This is a genomic window from Rhodoferax sp. AJA081-3 (genome assembly GCF_017798165.1).
GTDB lineage: Bacteria > Pseudomonadota > Gammaproteobacteria > Burkholderiales > Burkholderiaceae_C > Allorhodoferax.
In genome coordinates, this window is the sequence record NZ_CP059068.1 from 2634189 (window position 1) to 2652427 (window position 18239).

Here is an 18239-nt window from a genome sequence, read left to right on the forward strand (position 1 = left end):
GAAGCCATTTTTTCGTAGAGTGGCCAGGGTGTCAATCAGCCCTGCCGGAAGCTTATAAGCAAAAGAGCCCTCTAGCCCCCGTAAAATATACATGAATAGCTACAAAATACATAGCAAATGACAGACTCCAAACCACCTGCCCCCGCCTTCCGCCGCGCCCCGCCACCCGCGGGCAAAAGCCCCGCAAGCCGTGCGGCCATTCCCGCCGGGCAAACCAACACCGCCGCCCACGGCGCCAACGGCACCATGCGGTTGAACAAACGCATGGCCGAGCTGGGGTTGGCGTCGCGCCGCGAGGCGGACGACTGGATCGCCAAGGGCTGGGTCAAGGTCAATGGCAAGGTGGCCGAGATGGGCATGCAGGTGGCGCCCGATGCACGCATCGAGGTGACCCAACAGGCCAAGGGTGCGCAGGCCAACCAGGTGACGATTCTGCTGAACAAACCGATTGGCATCGTCAGCGGTCAGGCCGAAGACGGGCACGAGCCCGCCATCACACTGATCCAGCCGCAGAACCGCTGGGCGGACGACAACGCACGTTTCTTCTTCCACGGCAGCCAGCTCAAGAGCCTGGTGCCGGCCGGGCGGCTGGACATTGACTCCACCGGCCTGTTGGTACTGACGCAAGATGGCCGCGTGGCGCGCCAGCTGATTGGCGAAGACTCGGGCATGGAGAAGGAATACCTGGTGCGTGTGGTCTACACCGGTGTGGCCAACCCGGCGGCAGCCAACTCGCCCGCGGCCACGTACAACGCGCGCATGGCGGCCCGCCCTGCCCCCCCAACACAACTGAGCCGCATCGATGATGACGACCCGGTCAGCTCGGATGTGCAGTCCGTGTTCCCCATCGAAAAACTGCGCTTGCTGCGCCACGGTCTGCGCCTGGACGACCAGGCCCTGAAACCCGCCAAGGTGGAGTGGCAGAACCCCGAGCAACTGCGCTTTGTGCTGGTCGAAGGCAAAAAACGCCAGATCCGCCGCATGTGTGAATTGGTCGGGCTCAAGGTGGTGGGCCTAAAGCGCGTGCGCGTGGGCAAGGTCATGCTGGGGAATCTGCCGGTCGGCCAATGGCGCTATCTGGCGCCGCATGAGTCTTTCTGATTCTTGTGGTTTTGAACGCGGCTACAGCGCCAGGCCATCGAATCCGACACTGAAACATGCGGAGTTACTTTCGGTCTCTGGGCCTACTGGTCTTCGTTGCCTGCGTCGTCTACGGCATCGCAACAAATTTGCCGCATCTGCAGTTGTTGGCCATGCAAGTGTTTTCACAGCCAGCACAGCATCCGAAAACGACTCAAAGCACAGGTTCTCCCGAGTTCTTCGTCGACGTCTGGAAGTTGCGGCAGGACGTGGCAGCACTAGAACCACTGCGAGTCAGTGACAACACCGATGGATGCCATTTCGAGGGTGACGGTGAGGATGAGAGTGCTGACAAAGATCCTAGCCCACAGGCCGTGGCTGAGCAGGAAAATGCAGTTAAGCGAGAGCAGGACGCCGCGCGCGTTTGCGAAGAGACCATCACCCAGTCCTACAAAAAATACATGGCCGCCCGCCAGGCGTTTAACGACATTTGGTTGCCAAAATTGACCAAAGCTGTCGCAAGCGGAGATCGTGTGGCAGAGGTGATTTTGCGCCAGTGCGCCACAACGCCGGTCTTGGATCGCAGCAACATTGAGTCAACGTGTGACGAAAACCCACAGCGTCGAGCCGTAGCGGGAAAGAGATTGAAAGAAATAGGCTTCGCCCCCGCCTTTGACTACATCACTGAAATAGACCATGTGCCACGCCACAAAAGTCACTTGCATTCCATCAGGAGTGCGGTGTTGGCCGCCTTTCGCCAAGGTGCATATGGGGTCGATTACAGGAGAGCTGATTACGGAAACAGCGTTGACACAGAAAGTGAGCTTGCCGACTACCGTCGTTGGGCTCTTATCGAAGCTGCACACCAGGATGCGAAACGCATGTTTACGTATAGGGGCTCGGATGCGGATATTGCAAGCTATCCTGACTTGTCGTTGAACCGTCGCCCAGTTCAACCCACCACCCTGGCATGGGGTCGAGGGATGATTTCCTCTGACGGGCGGACATTTGAACGTGCCAACTATTGGCGCTCTTGGCCAGTTGAGGCGCAATTTGCTGGCAACCGACATTACTTTGGAAAGCCCATACGGGTGTTTCGCGAAAGGGTGCTCCATCTTTCTGGAAGTGGTGCGACCCTGATGACGGCTGACAACCACAAAATCGACAAAAACTTTGAATCAGATTTGCGCGAGATCTTGGAGGCGAACGACAGGGCCATAGACGGCTACCTGAAGGACGATACCCGCTGGGGCATTTTTCTACTCCAGCGCATCGGGCACCACGAATTTGTTCCGCAGGGAATGGCCAGCGACACCCACCGGGTTGATGCCGCTCTTATCGGAGACTGGAAACTTGAGAGGCATTTTGTCGACTGGGAGCCGGTGCCAGTGGATGCACAAGGCGTCGCAAAAGTTAGCCGCACCGGGGAATCAACGCGAATCAGCATTCGTGCAAAGCAAGCAAATTCAGACCTACGCGAAGTCGATGAACTGCCGGACATAACCGACTGCGTTTTGCGCAAGAGCGGCGGGCGTTGGCCCGGTAGGGGATATCTCCCGATCAATGAGAAAAAAATGCGCAACGGTGGGGATGAAACGATCCCTGCCTACAGCCCATTCGATTCGGGCGGTAGTTATGAGCAGGTTTTGTTGCAATGCAAGGGTGCCGAAGGCGACGACTCAGATCGCGTACGTTTCGTGCTGTTGGCGGGCAATACCTTGGTAGAGTTTTCCACGGCGAGCCCGCAGCATCAACTATTGCACATTCGCCACTTCAAGCGCCAGCCTTGAAGAACCAGGGTTTAAAGCTGGCGCGGCGCATGGCCACCGGCACGCCCCAATGGGCCGCGTGTACGATGAGACATGACAAAACCTCGCGCCAAAACCTCCGCCCTGAAACACCTGCGCCCCTCCGACCTGCGCGCCGTGGCCCAACTGGCTACCCAGGCGACCCGCGGCGTGACCACCATGGCCGAAGGTGTGCACCACGCGGTGCTGGGCACCATGGGCTTGGCCGGCGGCAAAGCCGGGCAGCAGACCAGTGGCCTCACCGGTTTTGTCTACCGCACCGTGCACGGTGTGACCGAGCTGGTGGGCAAGGGGCTTCAGGCTGCGTTTACCAAGCTGGAGCCTCCCCTGGCCGCGCTGGTGGATGCGCCGCCCGACACCCCCGAACGTGAAGCCGTGCTGGCCGCGCTGAACGGCGTGCTGGGCGACCAGCTGGAGCAAAGCCACAACCCGCTGGCCACGCCCATGACGCTGCGTTACCAGGGCCGCATGCTGAACACCAACGCCCTGCCCGCCATGCCCCAGGCCACCGGCAAGGTGCTGCTGATGATCCACGGCCTGTGCATGAACGAGCTGCAGTGGACACCGGGCGAACCCTCCGTAGAAGGAGGCAACGCCACAGCCAACATCGGCGCCGCATTGGCTGCCCAGCTGGGCTACACGCCCATTTACCTGCGCTACAACACTGGCCGGCACACCTCACAAAACGGGCGGGAACTGGCAGGCATGCTGGAGCAACTATTGGCCCACTGGCCGGTGGCGGTAGAAGACTTCACCGTGGTCGTCCACAGTATGGGTGGGCTGATCATTCGCAGCGCCGTCCAAACGGCCCAACACAAGCAGTTGCACTGGCCGCGCCAGCTCAAGAACATCGTTTTCCTGGGCACGCCGCACCACGGGGCACCACTGGAGCGTGCCGGCAACTGGATCGATGTGCTGCTGGGCGCCACCCCCTTCAGCAAACCCTTTGCCAAGCTGGGCCAGTTGCGCAGTGCGGGTATCACCGACCTGCGGTATGGCTTTGTGCTCGAATCCGACTGGGCCAACCAGGACCGCTTCAAACGCAAACCCGACAGCCGCCAGCCCCTGCCGCTACCCGAGGGTGTGGCCTGCTATACGGTAGCCGCCACCCTGGCCAAGCCACGCAGCCTGCTGGCAGAGCGCCTGGTGGGCGACGGCCTGGTGCCATTGCGCAGCGCGCTGGGTCAGCACGATACGCCCGAACACAACCTGCACTTTGCCAAGGACCGCCAAACCGTGGTCTACCGCATGAACCATATGGAAATGCTGTGCAGCCCTGTGGTGCGTGACAAGGTTCTGGCCTGGCTGGGTGCGGCAACCCGCTAACCGCCCCACGGCACGGGCCAGCGCCCGGCTCTTGAAAAGCTCCCCGTCGCCCATAATTGAGGGTTTCGCGCGGTACGCCGTTGGCGTCCGCTGGCACCTTTTCCCCTTGAATTAGCTTTACCGAAGGTTTTACGCCCCATGACCAAGCAAACCCTTTCCTTCCAGGCCGAAGTAGCCCAACTGCTGCACCTGGTAACGCATTCGCTGTACTCCAACAAGGAAATTTTCCTGCGCGAGCTGATCTCCAATGCGTCCGACGCCTGCGACAAGCTGCGCTTTGAAGCCATCAACAACAGCGGTCTGTACGAGAACGACTCGGAACTCAAGGTCAAGGTCACCTTCGACAAGGATGCCAAGACGCTGACCATCACTGACAACGGTATTGGACTCTCCCAGCAAGAAGCCATCGACAACCTGGGCACGATTGCCAAGAGCGGCACCAAGGATTTCGTATCCAAGCTCAGCGGTGACCAGAAGGCCGACAGCAACCTGATCGGCCAGTTCGGCGTAGGCTTTTACTCCGGCTTTATCGTGGCCGACAAGATCACCGTCGAATCCCGCCGCGCAGGTTTGCCTGCTGACCAAGCCGTGCGCTGGGTCAGCGACGGTGGCGCCAGCGGTGGCGGTGCGTTTGAAGTGGAAGGCATTACCCGCGAAGCGCGCGGCACCAGCGTCATCTTGCACCTGCGGGAAGACGCCCAGGACTACACCCAGGCCTGGAAGGTCAAGAACATCATCAACAAGTACTCTGACCACATCAGCCTGCCCATCCAGATGGAAAAGGAAGAGTGGAAAGACGGCGAACTGATCAACCCCAGCGACGAAAACGGCGGCCGCCAACCCGGTGGCATGGTCAAGACCGGCGAATGGGAAACCGTCAACAAAGCCAGCGCCATCTGGACCCGCCCCAAGAAAGACATCAGCGCCGAACAGTACGACGAGTTCTACAAACAGATCAGCCACGACTTTGAAGCGCCCCTGGCCCACACGCACAACCGCGTGGAAGGCAGCACCGAATACACGCAGCTGCTCTACATCCCCGGCAAAGCGCCCATGGACTTGTGGAACCGCGAGAAGAAAGGCGGCCTCAAGCTGTACGTGAAACGCGTGTTCATCATGGACGACGCAGAAGCCCTGCTGCCCACCTACCTGCGTTTTGTCAAAGGTGTGGTGGACTCTGCCGACCTGCCCCTGAACGTGAGCCGTGAGTTGCTGCAGGAAAGCCGCGACGTCAAAGCCATCCGCGAAGGCTGCGCCAAACGTGTGTTGTCCATGTTGGAAGATTTGGCCAACAACGACAAATTGCCCGAAGCATCTGCCGATGGCGTGACCGATGTGGTGTCTGAAGAAGACAAGGCACAAGTGGGCAAGTACACCAAGTTCTACAGCGAATTTGGCGCCGTACTGAAGGAAGGCCTGGGCGAAGATTTCGCCAACAAAGAGCGCCTGTGCAAGCTGCTGCGTTTTGCATCCACTACCAGCGACTCGGCCAGCGTGGGCTTTGCCGACTACAAGGCGCGCATGAAAGAAGGCCAGGAGGCCATCTACTACATTACCGCCGATACCCTGGCCGCTGGCAAGAACAGCCCGCAATTGGAAGTGTTCAAGAAAAAGGGCATCGAAGTGCTGGTGATGACCGACCGCGTGGACGAGTGGGCGCTGAACTTCGTGCAAGAGTTCGACGGCACGCCGCTGCAAAGCGTGGCCAAGGGTGCAGTCGATCTGGGCAGCCTGCAAGACGAAGCCGAGAAGAAAGCCGCAGAAGAAGCTGCCGAGACCTTCAAGCCCCTGCTCGCCAAGCTCAAGGAAGCCTTGAAAGACAAGGCCGAAGACGTGCGCGTGACCACCCGCCTGGTGGACAGCCCTGCATGCCTGGTCGTGAAAGACGACGGCATGAGCACCCAGCTGGCCCGCATGCTCAAGCAAGCAGGCCAAGCCGCACCTGATGTAAAGCCGGTGCTGGAAGTGAATGCCGAACACGCACTGGTCAAGAAGCTGGACGGCAGCGTGCACTTCAACGACCTGGCCCACATCCTGTTTGACCAGGCGTTGCTGGCTGAAGGTGGTATGCCTGCGGACCCGGCAGCGTATGTGAAGCGGGTGAATGCGCTGCTGGCTTGAGGATTTAAGCCAAATCGGTCTCTAGCCCCCGTAAAAATTGGGCAGGTCGCTAGTGATTCCCTAGCAAATGGAAACGCCCCGAAGTCGAAAGACTGTCAGGGCGTTTTTCATTTAGGAGTAAATCTGAGTGCTTCAACTTAGCCCAAAGAACCAATTTTAGAAGTGCTCACACTTTAATTTCCCAGCTCAAGTAAATCTGGAGAGTTAAGTAGTTCATGTGCAAATTGGCGAATCAATATGAAGTGATGATTTGTTGGCACACCAACTTCAATGCCGTTAACTCTTATGGATGTGACTTTCGTCAAACCCTGCCGCAGTTCTCGCACGCTGTCGGGGACGCTCTCTTGGACATGGGCTCCACCTTCTTTGTTAGCCGTGTCAAGAACAAGCTTCCTCCTGGTCAATGTATGTTCTTGCATCCAAACCACCTCATCCCACCATTGAGCAATAGTCACAAACACCGCTGGGTCCGGCAAGCTAAAAGGAGCAGATACACCGCCCTCCGCTGAATTCAAAAACAAGGGAAATATTGCGGTCGGTCGAAAGCCTGTCGACATAACCTCGGCTGTGCCGAATGAAGTGACAAGACTCACTCGCTCCTTCACACGCATTTGCTTGAGTAGCGACTTACTTTTGTCCGTATCGTGCAAAAGGACTCTTATAGTCAGCGCTATTCGAACGGCCTCATCGTGGTGCCCCGCGTCGTAAAGTTCACAAGACCGTCGAAGGTAGTCGACCTGTCGAACTAGGTGGTCCTTCAGTGTGATGGGCTTTTGATCACTTACCTTCACCGTCGACGATTTGCTATCCCCTACTTCCAGCTTTAGCTCAAAGTAGGTGCTCGTGGGGGCATCGCCAGCTTTCTCCATTTGAAACAAGTACGCAGTATCTCCACCAGCTGAATGCACTAAATGAGCGTTCAAGAGACAAACGATTTTGTTGTGCCAACGCAGATTTGCGGCCTTAACCTGATTGAGAGAGATCGGCAAAGCACCAACCCGTCGAGGCTGCAAAACCAACTCACAGTGTTCAGCTAGGATGGCGAAGTCCTCTTGAGTTAAATACTCTGAAGGTAAAGGGTGATTCCAAATGTGTTGACCCAGATCATCGCGAGCTGGGATCACAGGGACAGGGTAGAAGTGTTGGTTAATTTTGCCAAGCTTGGCAAAGAACTCCTTGACGTTCTTATATTTGACAAAAGCAGCGTATGCCGGAATCGCCTTTTCTCCAGTTGCCAACACGAATCCAAAGGCTAATAGTTCAAGTATTTTGAATAGCTGAAGTGTGCAGACCTCTATCGTCGCAACATCGTAAACAGCATTTAACTGCCCTTTGGAAAACAGCAAAAATACATTGCCGCGTTGCTTAACTTCCTTCAGTTGCTCAAGATATGTTTCAACGGAACGCTGGTCCATCACTTTCCTTTGATTGCTAAGTGCTCCCACAGTATGGATTCAGACGGTCCGCGCGGTGAGATTTATCCCGAGTATTGCAAGCATTTAGTGCTTCGGCATCAATTCGCGAGTACAAAAGCGTTTCACATTACTGTCTCTGAAATACGTCACTCCACCCAGAATTATTTGTCACGCGCAGATCTAACCACTACAGTCGCCACTCGCAGTTTTTGCCACAGCCCTCTGCTGTTGCGCCAAAACTGCAACCCCCACCCTTTCATCCACCTATCAGGAGAGAACAACATGCAAAAGAACACGACCTCCCTGTGGGCTGGGTCAACGGTGGCGGGGCTTTTCGTTTAACGACGGCACAAGCCTCTCCCACCTTTTCTAGCGCCCCACGGCGCGCTGCCAAGTGCTTTGATGTGCATGGCCAGCGCGGTGATGGCGTGCGCGCGTTTGTCCCAGTCCAGTTTCAACTTTTTACTTTTGAATCTGGATCTTTCTTATGGGCAATATTTTTGTCAAAACCGTGTCGGACCGCGCCTGCGTGGTCGCGTCCGACACCACGTGGATGGAACACGCTGCGCTACAGCAGCTCCTCACCACATCGCAACTCGAAGGCATGCAGCGTGTAGCCGGCATGCCCGACTTGCACCCTGGGCGCGGCTATCCGGTGGGTGCCGCATTTTTTTCAACCGGGCGCTTCTACCCTGCCCTGGTCGGCAATGACATTGGTTGCGGCATGGCGCTGTGGCAAACGGATCTGAGCGCCAGCGCTGTCAAGCTCGACAAGCTGGAAAAGCGCGTGGGCAATATCGACGGTGCGTTTGGCGATGGTGATGCCTTTGATGGTGCAAACGCTATTGCACAAGCATTGACGGACGGCTCGCTGCCAGCCACCGGCTTCGAAGCAGCGCTGGGCACGCTGGGTGGTGGCAACCACTTTGCCGAGTTCCAGCAGGTGGATACTGTGTTCGACACGGCGGCGCTTGCGGCGCTGGGTCTGGACACCAAATGCCTGCTGTTACTGGTGCACACCGGATCGCGCGGTCTGGGTCAGCACATCCTGCGCCAACATGTGGACCAGTTTGGTCACCACGGATTGGTCGATGGTTCGAGCGATAGCGCGGCCTACATGGCCCAGCATGACGCTGCCTTGCAATTCGCCCGCCTGAACCGGCAGTGGGTTGCACAGCGCCTGCTGGCCAATGTGCGCAGCGAGGGCCGCCATGTGCTGGATGTGCACCACAACTTTGTGGCCCAGTCCACCGTGGGCGGTAACACCGGCTGGCTGCACCGCAAGGGCGCCACACCGTCGGACCAGGGGCCGGTGCTGATACCCGGCTCACGTGGCGACTACAGCTACCTGGTGCAGGCCACGCAGCCAGACGATGCCACGCTGCGGTCCCTCGCCCACGGCGCGGGCCGCAAGTGGATGCGCACGGCCTGCAAGGACCGGTTGTTCAAGCTGATGACGCCCACACAACTGGGCCGCACGGCGCTGGGTAGCCGCGTGATTTGCAACGACCGCGAGCTGATCTATGAAGAGGCGCCACAAGCTTACAAGAGTGTCAACAGCGTGGTGCAAGACCTGGTGGGCGCTGGCCTCATACGCCTGCTGGCGCGGACCAAACCGGTGCTGACCTACAAGACGCGTGGGGAGTGCTGCGAATGACCATGCTGCTTCTACAACTCTCGGCCAATACCGGGCCCGAGGAATGCTGCCTGGCGGTGCGCAAGGCACTGGCCTATCTACAGGACGAGGCCGCAGGCATGGGCGTGCGTCTCGACGTGGTGGAGCAGGTTGCGAGTGAACGCGCAGGCAATCTACGTTCGGTTTTGCTGGCGCTGGATGGCGAGCAGGCGCAAGCCTTGGCGTTGCGTTGGCAAGGCAGTGTGCAGTGGATATGTGCCAGCCCTTACCGGGCTGGCCACCGCCGCAAGAACTGGTTCATAGGCGCGGAGATCTTTGCGCCAGACGCGGCTGCGCTCACCAATGGCGCGGCTCTGCAGGACAAAGACCTGCGTTTCGAAACCCTGCGCTCCAGCGGGCCGGGTGGCCAGCATGTCAACACCACCGACTCTGCGGTACGTGCAACCCATATGCCGACGGGTCTCAGTGTGAAGGTGCAGACCGAACGCAGCCAACACGCCAACAAACGCCTGGCCCGCGCGCTGCTGGCGCACAAGCTGGATGCGTTGGCGCAAGACGCGGCAGGCCAGAGCCGGGCCGAGCGCCGCATCCAGCACCACCTGGTGGAGCGTGGCAACGCCGGGCGGGTTTTCAGAGGGGAGGCATTTGTGCTGCAGGCTTAGTGGCCTGCAGCAGGGGCTCCACGGCCACCTGGTCGCGGCCCGCATGTTTGGCCTGGTACAGCGCCGTGTCGGCCGCCTTCACCAGCACCTCGTGGCCGGTGTCCAGGCTGGGCACCACACAGGCCACGCCCACACTCACCGTCACCACGCCGAAGGCACTGTCAGCATGGGGTATGGCCAGGCCGCGCACCGCCTCGCGCACCCGCTGGGCCACCCGCAGTGCACCGTCTGCATCGATGGACGGCAACACCACGGCAAACTCTTCCCCGCCGTAGCGCGCCACCAGGTCACCCGGCCGCAGCACGATGGCGGCTGCACATTGGGCGATACGGCGCAGGCAGTCGTCGCCGGCCTGGTGGCCATATCGGTCGTTGAACAGTTTGAAGTGGTCCACATCCAGCAACAGGAGCGCCAGCGGGGTTTTGTCGCGCCGGGCGCGCAGCCATTCGTGGTCCAGTTTTTCGTCGAAGCTGCGGCGGTTGGCAATGCCGGTGAGACCGTCGCTGGATGCCAGGCGCTCCAGCGCGGTCTGGGCCTGCTTTTGCTCGGTCATATCGCGCAGGGTTTCGACCACCGCTATCAGCTCTCCTTCAGCGCCGTAGATGGGGCCTGCGTCAATGGCCAGGTAGTACTGGTGGCCCAGTTGGGGCATCACACACCAGTTTTGGGCGTGGAAGCCACTCGCACTATCTCCGGTTTTGTCAAACGTGGCGTAGTGCTCCGATATTTCGCCGGTGCGGCCCTGTGCCACCAGGTCGGCCAGGCAGGGCCGCGGCGCGTCGTAAAAAGCGCGCCAGTGTTCGCGTGTGCCAATGACGTCTTTGGCAGCCACACCGGTCAGGCGTTCGCAGGCGCGGTTCCAGATGATGACGTGGCAGGCGGCGTCCAGCACAAAGGTTGGCACGACCAGATCCCGCATCAATTTGATGGCAAAACTGCGGTCGCGTTCTACATGCTTGTTCTTCATCGGGGGCCTATTTTTTGGCTGCGCTTTATCTCCTGCCTCTTGATTGTGCAACTGCCGGGTCAAAATATTGGCATAAATTTACAGCCCAGCACCATGCCTACCGCCGCACGCCCATCGCCGTTGTTGCCTGTCGCCCTGATGTGGGTGGCCCTGTTGTTCTCCAGCCTGTGCGCACCAGCGCTGCACGCCGCCGCCAAAGACGGTGTGCCCCGCGCCATCACCCCGCGGGGCGAGCTGGGCGCTGAAGAAAAGGCCACCATCGATCTGTTTGAGCGCGCCCGCGATTCGGTGGCCTTCATCACCACCAGTTCGCGCGTGCAAGACTTCTGGTCGCGCAATGTGTTTTCGGTGCCGCGGGGCAGCGGCTCGGGTTTTATGTGGGACGAGGCGGGCCATGTAGTCACCAACTTCCATGTTATCGAAGGGGCCAGCGAGGCCACGGTCAAGTTGGCCGACGGCAGCGAATTCAAATGCAGCCTGGTGGGTGCCAGCCCCACGCACGATATTGCGGTACTGAAAATCAGTGGCAGCTACAAACGTGCGCCGCCCGTGCCGCTGGGCACCAGCCATGATGTGCGCGTGGGCCAAAAGGTGTACGCCATTGGCAACCCCTTTGGGCTGGACTGGACGCTGACCAGCGGCATTGTGTCCGCACTCAACCGCTCGTTGTCGGGCGGCAATGGCGCCACCGTGGAGCACCTGATACAGACCGACGCGGCCATCAACCCCGGCAACTCGGGCGGCCCGTTGCTCGATTCGGCCGGGCGGCTGATCGGTATCAACACCGCCATCTACAGCCCCAGCGGTGCCAATGCCGGCATTGGTTTTGCCGTGCCGGTGGACACCGTGAACCGCGTGGTGCCGCAAATCATTCGCCACGGCAAATACGTGTTGCCCGCGCTGGGCATCCGCATGGACGACGGCGTCAACCAGCGGCTGCTGTCCATACTCAACCTCAAGGGTGTGGTGGTCTTGCGCGCGGCAAAAGCCGCCATACAACCCGCGGCGGGCCTGAAGGAGGCCACGTTTGGGCGCAATGGCACCATCACCCTGGGTGACGTGATCACGGCGGTAGAGGGCAAGCCCGTTACCTCGGCCAGCCAGTTGGCGGCGCGGCTGGACGACTTCAAGGTGGGAGACCGGGTGCGCCTGACCGTGCTGCGCCAGGGGCGCAGTGTGGCGCTGGAGGTCACGCTGCAGGCCGATTCCTGACGTATCTTGGCGCCTGCGCGGCTCAGCGTCAAGGCATTGAAGTACGTTTACAACGCCCATTATTTATGGCCTTAGCGTATGGCGCGGGCTGTGCTTCAATGGAGTTGTCGTTGTAGGGGTTTCAACACTATTGCAAAGGAGGCCACCATGGAATCATCTCGCAGTCTTGTTACACAGTCTTCCGTATTCCAGATGCCTGTTGCGCAGATGCGCCGCGTGTTCCAGCCCGATGAGGTGGAGCGCAAACTGGCCAAGTTGCAGGATAACGAACACGACAGCCTGCGCAACACCTACCGCCGCATGCTGGAGCGCGGGCCCCAGCGCTTTTCGGTCAAACCCTCGGGTGTGCCCAACATGGCGGGGCTGTACCACTCCCTCCCCAACTTCACAGAGGTGCTGGACGACGTCAAACGCCATGTGGCGCTGGCCCAGGACAGCCGCGATGCGCTGGAGGTCACCCCCATGCTGTTGCTTGGCCCCCCGGGCATTGGCAAGACACACTTCGCCCGCAAGCTGGCCGAGCTGCTGGGCACCGGCATGAGCCTGGTGCCCATGAGCTCCATGACGGCCGGCTGGCTGCTGTCGGGCTCATCCTCACAATGGAAAGGCGCCAAGCCCGGCAAGGTGTTTGAGGCCCTGGTGGACGGCGAATACGCCAACCCGGTCATCGTGGTGGACGAGATCGACAAGGCCAGCGCCGACGCCCAGTACGACCCGCTGGGCGCGCTCTACAGCCTGCTGGAGCACGACACGGCGCTCAACTTCACCGACGAGTTTGCCGAGGTGGCGATTGACGCGAGCCAGGTGATCTGGGTCACCACCGCCAATGACGAGCGCGGCATTCCCGCCCCGATCCTGAACCGCATGAACGTGTTCACCGTGGAAGCCCCCACGCTGGAGGCCGCACGCCTGATCGCGCGCGAGCTGTACCAGAGCATCCGCAACGACCACGACTGGGGCCAACGCTTTGGGCCCAAGCCCGGCGACGATGTGCTGGACCAGCTGTGCACCCTGGCGCCGCGCGACATGCGCCGCGCACTGATGACCGGTTTTGGCAATGCACGGCTGGACGGGCGCTGCGACATGGTGGTGGCCGACCTGCCCAAACCCGGGGGCAAGAAAGGCAATATGGGCTTTGTGCACTGAAATCGGCCCTGATCGACCCATATTGCTCTACTATTGATAGCTATACAGGTCCAGTCCACGGGGGCTGGATGCCAAAATAATAAAGAGGAGCATTGCGATGGTGTCGTTGAATTCGCCTTACCTGGCCTCGTTCTGGTCGCAGTCCATGGTCGAGGTCAATCTGCTGATCTTTTTGTACCTGGCGGGATCCCTGGCCCTGGGGCTGCTGCTGGGCTACGAGCGGGCCTACCACGGCCGTGCTGCGGGCATGCGCACCTATGGCATTGTGTGTATGGCGTCTGCGGCGCTGACCGTGTTTTGTGGCTACCCCGACTTTTGGTGGGGCGGGGGCCACCACTCCGCCATACCGATAGACCCCACACGGGTCATACAGGGCATCGTCACCGGTGTGGGTTTTCTGGGTGCCGGTGTCATTATGAAAGAGGGACTCAACATCAGCGGCCTGACGACGGCGGCCTCCATCTGGGCATCCAGCGCCATCGGGGTGCTGGTCGGGCTGGGGTTTTTCGCGGCGTCCATCATGCTCACGCTGCTGCTGTTGGCCTTGATGATGTGGGTGCCCAAGCTGGAGGCCCGCCTGCCCTCGCGCCGCGCCATGGGTGTGGTGCTGGGTTTTAAACCGGGGTTTGAGCCGCACGAGTCTGCGCTCAAAACCACCATCCGCGAGTGGGGCTACCTGGTGGCCGAAGGCTCGCTCCACATCTCTGCCACGCAGCATGCCGTGCAGTGGAATTTTGTGATGGTGGCACTCAAGAGCCGGCCCGAGCCTAACTCGCTGTTTGAGCTGTCTCGCAAGCTGCGTGAGGTGGCGGGCGTGGACAGTTTGCAAATCAGCCACGCCAGAAACTAGACTTTTTACCGCCGCACCGGCTTGGCGACGGGCAGGGGCTTGCCCTCAGATGTAGCGGGTGGGGCAATACCCAGCAAGCCCGCCAGCGTGGGTGCAATGTCCACCACCTCCACCCGCGTGTCTACCCGCCCCTTGCCAATCCAGGCCGGGCCATAGGTGAGGATGGGCACGTGGGTGTCATAGGCATAGGGCGAGCCATGCGTGGCCACGGCCCGCCCGGCAAACATCCAATAGGGCTTGAGAACATACTGCACATCACCCGACACATCGGCGTGCCAAGACTTGCGCATCTGGGCAAACAGGGGCTCGGAGTCACGGCTGCCGCTCAGCAACTCGGCACGGGTATAGGCGGCCGCGAAACCGGGCTCGGCCAGCAGCAGGGTGCGCGCAGCTTCGGCCACGGTGTTGGCATCCTGGCCCTTGCTGGCCAGCAACTGTTTGTCCAGCAACAGGGTTGAGCCCGAATTGCCCATCACCCACTTGCCGGGGCCAAATTGCGCCTCCAGGCCCTGGTTGATACGGGCCAGCGATTGCACACCATCGACCTTGCCGCTGGCATGGCCCTGGCTTGCGCTGTGCTCTACCGCTGGCGCAAAGCCGTGGTCGGCCGTCAACACCACCACATACTGGTCCTTGCCCACCTTGGCATCCAGGTCGTGCCAAAAGCTTTGCAGCAGGCGGTCCAGGTGCAGGACATGGTCGTGCGACAAACGCGACTCGGCGCTGAAGGCGTGGTTGACATAGTCGTGGCCCGACAGGCTGATGGACAGAATGTCTGGCGCGCTGTCCTGGCCCAGCTGCTCGCCCGCCAGCGCGGCGCGGGCAAAGTCCAGCGTCAGCGCATCGCCAAAGGGGCCGCGCAGCAAGCCACCATAAAAGTTGGGGCCGGGCTCTGCATCCTCCGCGGCGCTGTAGCGCATGGGCAGGCCACCACCGGCAGGCCCAAACCAGGGTTGGTTGTCCGCAACCGATCGCGCATAGGCGGCCTCGGGCAACACGGCCTTCCATTCACTGCGGAAGTACCGGTCTGCGGGTTTGGCGCTGTTGAACGTAGTCACCCAGGCCGGGTGCTCCTGCATGTAATAGGTGGTGGAGGCGAACTGCCCGGTGGAGCCCATGTACATATAGGCCGTGCCCGTCTTACCGGCAGGCAGTATGGCGCCACGGTCTTTGCCCGAGATGGCGATGACCTTGGACCGTGGGTGGGCACGGCGCAGCACGTCGCCCACGGTCTCTACCTTCAAGTTTTTCGGGCTGGTGCCGTCCAGCGGGTTGGTGGGGTGGCCGATGTAGGTGGCCGTGGTGTCACCCGCGCAGTATTCTCGGGCGCCGGTTAGGGCATCGCGCCATTCATTGCTGATGATGCCCGTGCGGTGCGGGTAGGCCCCGGTCAACATGGTGGCGTGGCCCGCCCCGGTGACGGTGTGGGCATGGCCATAGTGCGCGTTGGCAAACCAGCTGCCGCGTTGAAGGAAACGGTTGAATCCGTCTGGCACCAGCTGGTCCTGGTAGGCCAGCACCTGGCGCTGGGGAAGACCATCAATGGCCATGAAAACGATGAGTTTGGGCGGTTTGGCCTTGGGCTGCGGTTTGGCATCTGCAGCAGCCACTGGCGCCAGCGCAGCGCCCACCAGACACAGGCTGGCCAATAAACGGGCGGCCATCACGCTGCCTGGCCCAACGCGTGTGCCAGCCACTGGCAGACGGGGCTTTGGGCATCTTCCAGCCCGTGGATCACGGTGAAGTGGTTGGTGCCGGCATGCTCTTGCAGCGTAGCGGTATTGCCTGCGGCCTGCCAGGCGGCATGGTAGGTCTGGGACTGGCGGGCAAACTCGCCACTCTCCAACCCACCCCAGGTGATCCACAGCGGGGTTTTGCAGGGCCGCACCAAAAAGGCGGGGGAATTGCGCCGCACGATACCGTCGTCCAGCTGGATCATGGGTTGCAAATAGCTGTAGCGCAGGGGCTCCAGGTCATAAAGGCCACTGAAGGCAATGGCACCGGCCAAGGGGTCTTGCGGCAGGCCATAGTCGCGCGCCCATTCGGTTTGCAGGCACATGGCGGTCAGGTGGCCGCCGGCCGAGTGGCCACCGATGGCCACGCGGCTGGGGTCGCCGCCGTGTTGGCCAATATTGCGCAACACCCAGGCAATGGCCGAACGGCACTGGCGGGTGATTTCGTCAATGGTGACAAAGGGGCACAAGGCGTAGTTGACCACCACGGTGGTGATGCCCAGGGCGTTCAGGCCCAGCGCTACACCATGGAAATCTTTGCTAGACAGGGCGCGCCAGTAGCCGCCGTGTATGAAGACAAACACCGGCGCGTTGGGCGCAGCAGCGGGAAAAATATCAAGGGTTTCTTCGACCGTAGGACCGTAGGGCACATCCAGCGTGTTGCGCAGTGTGGTGCGCGACCGGTGGGCCTGCGCACCGAAATGCTCCATGGGCTGGTCGCCCGGGGCCAGCACCAGGCTGGGGTTGTACTGGGCGTCTATCTGCGCCTGGGTTTCAAAATTGCGGTACAGCGTGCGCATGGGGGATGCCTTTGTAGCGATGGAATGCGGTGATTATTCCGCATGCCGGGCCCCCAGCCCGCAAGCTGCCAATCAGTTCAGGTACGACTCGGCGTGCGCCTCGAAGTCTTCTGCGTCAATGGCGGCGTCGTAGGCGGCGCGGCTGGCCAGGGCTTCCTTGGTGTAGGGGATCAGGGGTTTGTCCAGCGGGCGCAGCTTGTGGCGGCGCAGGCCGCGCAGTTGCTGGGAGCGTTCCATGGTTTGCAATACCAGTTCGGGCTCCATCATCAGGCTGAAGGGGTTGAGTGCCAGGGCTGCGGTTGTCATGGTGGTTCTCCGGTTGCAAGCTGCGCCAAGGTAAGAAGGGAAAGAAAGCTTTGGCGCTTGGTGCAACTGTAGTCACTGTGGCGCAAAACTGGAGTCAGCCGCAGGCTGGAAAGCGTGTAGGAATTTGCCTTACAAGCAGAGGCGGCCGGGCCCAAAACGCCTTGTTACGTTTGCCGGCCAGCAGCCTGGCGAGAACTGCAGCAAAATCCTGCTTGGAACGCCAGTGACGGCGGCACAACAAGGACGGGTTGGATCGTGAAAAAAGCTCTCAAACATACGGCGCAAGCCCTGGCCGCCATCCCCCTGCTGGGTTCGTTGAATGCCCATGGCGCCAGTGTCTTTGATGCCACCATCAACCGACTGTTTATCACCTCGGTTTCGGTAAACGGCACCAGCTACACCAACGTGTCGGCCACCATCAATTCGTACACCCTGCTGGGTGTGGACAGCGGCACACCGGGCAGTGACACCTTCAACCCGTCGAATAACCTGCTGACGCTGGGCTCGGTGGTGTTCCAGGGTACAACCTTCAACAACGTGCGGGTGCAACTGAATTCGTTCACGCTGCTGGCCGCCACGCCAGTGGCCACGACACCGACCACCCCCACAACGCCGACGACACCTACGACGCCCACCACACCCACTACGCCTACCACCCCAACAACACCAACGACACCCACAACGCCCACCACCCCGGGCGGCACGTTGACGGCGGCCAACACCTGCAACCTGGCCAACTTCCAGACCGACCTGATGACCCTGATCAACCAGGCCCGCGCCAGCAGCCAGACCTGTGGCGGCGTTATCTACCCGGCGGTGGCAGCCGTGGCCTGGAACAGCCAGCTGTTTGATGCCGCGGCAGGCCATTCGGCCGACATGGCTACGCAGAACTATTTTTCACACACCAGCCTGGACGGCCGTACCGCCGGCCAGCGCATCACCGCGGCTGGCTACAGCTGGACCGCCTATGGTGAAAACATTGCGGCTGGGCAAAGCAGCACGACATCCGTGATGGCCGGCTGGATGGCCAGCGCCGGCCATTGCAGCAACATCATGAACAGCAACTTCACCGGTGTGGCCGTGGCCTGCGTTAGCAACAGCAGTTCTGCCTACAACCGCTACTGGACGATGAACCTGGGCCGGCAGTAAGCCGGGCGGTTTCACCGTGGGGCAAAAG

15 protein-coding genes are annotated in these 18239 nt (G+C 60.6%); 10 read left to right on the forward strand and 5 right to left on the reverse strand.

Annotated features, from left to right (window positions below; translation table 11 throughout):
- The first annotated feature begins 117 nt into the window (after nt 1-117).
- From HZ993_RS12400 to htpG, 4 genes are all read left to right on the forward strand, one after another.
- Nucleotides 118-1101, forward strand: a complete 984-nt coding sequence (locus HZ993_RS12400; protein ID WP_209393062.1) for a pseudouridine synthase — start codon at nt 118-120, stop codon at nt 1099-1101.
- 152 nt (nt 1102-1253) lie between these two features.
- Complete coding sequence (locus tag HZ993_RS12405; RefSeq protein ID WP_209393063.1) at nt 1254-2870, forward strand: hypothetical protein; 1617 nt, start codon at nt 1254-1256, stop codon at nt 2868-2870.
- 72 nt (nt 2871-2942) lie between these two features.
- Nucleotides 2943-4214, forward strand: a complete 1272-nt coding sequence (locus HZ993_RS12410) for a triacylglycerol lipase (protein WP_209393064.1) — start codon at nt 2943-2945, stop codon at nt 4212-4214.
- Nucleotides 4215-4352: 138 nt separating this feature from the next.
- A complete protein-coding gene (gene htpG, locus HZ993_RS12415; protein ID WP_209393065.1) occupies nt 4353-6335 on the forward strand; it encodes a molecular chaperone HtpG in 1983 nt (660 codons plus the stop codon).
- 173 nt (nt 6336-6508) lie between these two features.
- On the opposite strand, the gene HZ993_RS12420 is transcribed toward htpG, so the two are convergent.
- Nucleotides 6509-7750 carry a hypothetical protein gene (locus HZ993_RS12420; protein WP_209393066.1) on the reverse strand — a complete coding sequence of 414 codons (1242 nt, stop codon included), beginning with the start codon at nt 7748-7750 and terminating at the stop codon, nt 6509-6511.
- 487 nt (nt 7751-8237) lie between these two features.
- On the opposite strand from HZ993_RS12420, the gene HZ993_RS12425 reads away from it, so the two are divergent.
- Together HZ993_RS12425 and prfH are read left to right on the forward strand one after the other, a co-directional pair.
- The gene (locus tag HZ993_RS12425) at nt 8238-9407 is read left to right on the forward strand and encodes an RNA ligase RtcB family protein (RefSeq protein WP_209393067.1); all 1170 of its coding nucleotides are present in this window, start codon (nt 8238-8240) and stop codon (nt 9405-9407) included.
- Nucleotides 9404-10048, forward strand: a complete 645-nt coding sequence (prfH, locus tag HZ993_RS12430; RefSeq protein ID WP_371816928.1) for a peptide chain release factor H — start codon at nt 9404-9406, stop codon at nt 10046-10048. Before HZ993_RS12425 ends, prfH begins: the two co-directional genes overlap by 4 nt.
- On the opposite strand, the gene HZ993_RS12435 is transcribed toward prfH, so the two are convergent.
- A complete protein-coding gene (locus HZ993_RS12435; protein ID WP_245213615.1) occupies nt 10017-11015 on the reverse strand; it encodes a diguanylate cyclase in 999 nt (332 codons plus the stop codon). The two genes, prfH and HZ993_RS12435, sit on opposite strands and share 32 nt — an antisense overlap.
- A 138-nt stretch (nt 11016-11153) precedes the next feature.
- Between HZ993_RS12435 and HZ993_RS12440 the strand changes: the two genes are divergently transcribed.
- The 3 genes from HZ993_RS12440 (at nt 11154) to HZ993_RS12450 (ending at nt 14223) form a co-directional block, all read left to right on the forward strand.
- On the forward strand, nt 11154-12227 hold the full coding sequence (locus tag HZ993_RS12440; protein ID WP_245213980.1) for a S1C family serine protease: 1074 nt from the start codon (nt 11154-11156) through the stop codon (nt 12225-12227).
- A 147-nt stretch (nt 12228-12374) separates the two neighbouring features.
- A complete protein-coding gene (locus tag HZ993_RS12445; RefSeq protein ID WP_209393069.1) occupies nt 12375-13373 on the forward strand; it encodes an AAA family ATPase in 999 nt (332 codons plus the stop codon).
- 97 nt (nt 13374-13470) lie between these two features.
- Entirely contained in the window at nt 13471-14223 is a 753-nt protein-coding gene (locus HZ993_RS12450; RefSeq protein ID WP_209393070.1) for an MgtC/SapB family protein, read from the forward strand.
- Between the two features lie 5 nt (nt 14224-14228).
- Here HZ993_RS12450 and HZ993_RS12455 read toward each other — a convergent pair whose 3' ends face one another.
- The 3 genes from HZ993_RS12455 to HZ993_RS12465 all read right to left on the reverse strand — a co-directional run bounded on the left by HZ993_RS12455 (nt 14229) and on the right by HZ993_RS12465 (nt 17062).
- The gene (locus HZ993_RS12455; RefSeq protein ID WP_209393071.1) at nt 14229-15887 is read right to left on the reverse strand and encodes an alkaline phosphatase family protein; all 1659 of its coding nucleotides are present in this window, start codon (nt 15885-15887) and stop codon (nt 14229-14231) included.
- Complete coding sequence (locus HZ993_RS12460; protein WP_209393072.1) at nt 15887-16756, reverse strand: alpha/beta hydrolase; 870 nt, start codon at nt 16754-16756, stop codon at nt 15887-15889. The genes HZ993_RS12455 and HZ993_RS12460 overlap by 1 nt, the downstream gene beginning before the upstream one ends.
- A gap of 72 nt (nt 16757-16828) precedes the next feature.
- Nucleotides 16829-17062, reverse strand: a complete 234-nt coding sequence (locus HZ993_RS12465; protein ID WP_209393073.1) for a hypothetical protein — start codon at nt 17060-17062, stop codon at nt 16829-16831.
- 255 nt (nt 17063-17317) lie between these two features.
- On the opposite strand from HZ993_RS12465, the gene HZ993_RS24575 reads away from it, so the two are divergent.
- Nucleotides 17318-18211, forward strand: a complete 894-nt coding sequence (locus HZ993_RS24575; protein WP_245213616.1) for a CAP domain-containing protein — start codon at nt 17318-17320, stop codon at nt 18209-18211.
- Nucleotides 18212-18239 lie beyond the last annotated feature (28 nt).

Coding starts and splice junctions, on each gene's coding strand:
- HZ993_RS12455 (WP_209393071.1), bottom strand. CDS start 15,887: ATGGCCGCCCGTTTATTGGCCAGCCTGTGTCTGGTGGGCGCTGCGCTG.
- HZ993_RS12465 (WP_209393073.1), bottom strand. CDS start 17,062: ATGACAACCGCAGCCCTGGCACTCAACCCCTTCAGCCTGATGATGGAG.
- HZ993_RS12400 (WP_209393062.1), top strand. CDS start 118: ATGACAGACTCCAAACCACCTGCCCCCGCCTTCCGCCGCGCCCCGCCA.
- HZ993_RS12410 (WP_209393064.1), top strand. CDS start 2,943: ATGACAAAACCTCGCGCCAAAACCTCCGCCCTGAAACACCTGCGCCCC.
- HZ993_RS12405 (WP_209393063.1), top strand. CDS start 1,254: ATGCAAGTGTTTTCACAGCCAGCACAGCATCCGAAAACGACTCAAAGC.
- htpG (WP_209393065.1), top strand. CDS start 4,353: ATGACCAAGCAAACCCTTTCCTTCCAGGCCGAAGTAGCCCAACTGCTG.
- HZ993_RS12440 (WP_245213980.1), top strand. CDS start 11,154: ATGTGGGTGGCCCTGTTGTTCTCCAGCCTGTGCGCACCAGCGCTGCAC.
- HZ993_RS12460 (WP_209393072.1), bottom strand. CDS start 16,756: ATGCGCACGCTGTACCGCAATTTTGAAACCCAGGCGCAGATAGACGCC.
- HZ993_RS12445 (WP_209393069.1), top strand. CDS start 12,375: ATGGAATCATCTCGCAGTCTTGTTACACAGTCTTCCGTATTCCAGATG.
- HZ993_RS12450 (WP_209393070.1), top strand. CDS start 13,471: ATGGTGTCGTTGAATTCGCCTTACCTGGCCTCGTTCTGGTCGCAGTCC.
- prfH (WP_371816928.1), top strand. CDS start 9,404: ATGACCATGCTGCTTCTACAACTCTCGGCCAATACCGGGCCCGAGGAA.
- HZ993_RS12425 (WP_209393067.1), top strand. CDS start 8,238: ATGGGCAATATTTTTGTCAAAACCGTGTCGGACCGCGCCTGCGTGGTC.
- HZ993_RS12435 (WP_245213615.1), bottom strand. CDS start 11,015: ATGAAGAACAAGCATGTAGAACGCGACCGCAGTTTTGCCATCAAATTG.
- HZ993_RS12420 (WP_209393066.1), bottom strand. CDS start 7,750: ATGGACCAGCGTTCCGTTGAAACATATCTTGAGCAACTGAAGGAAGTT.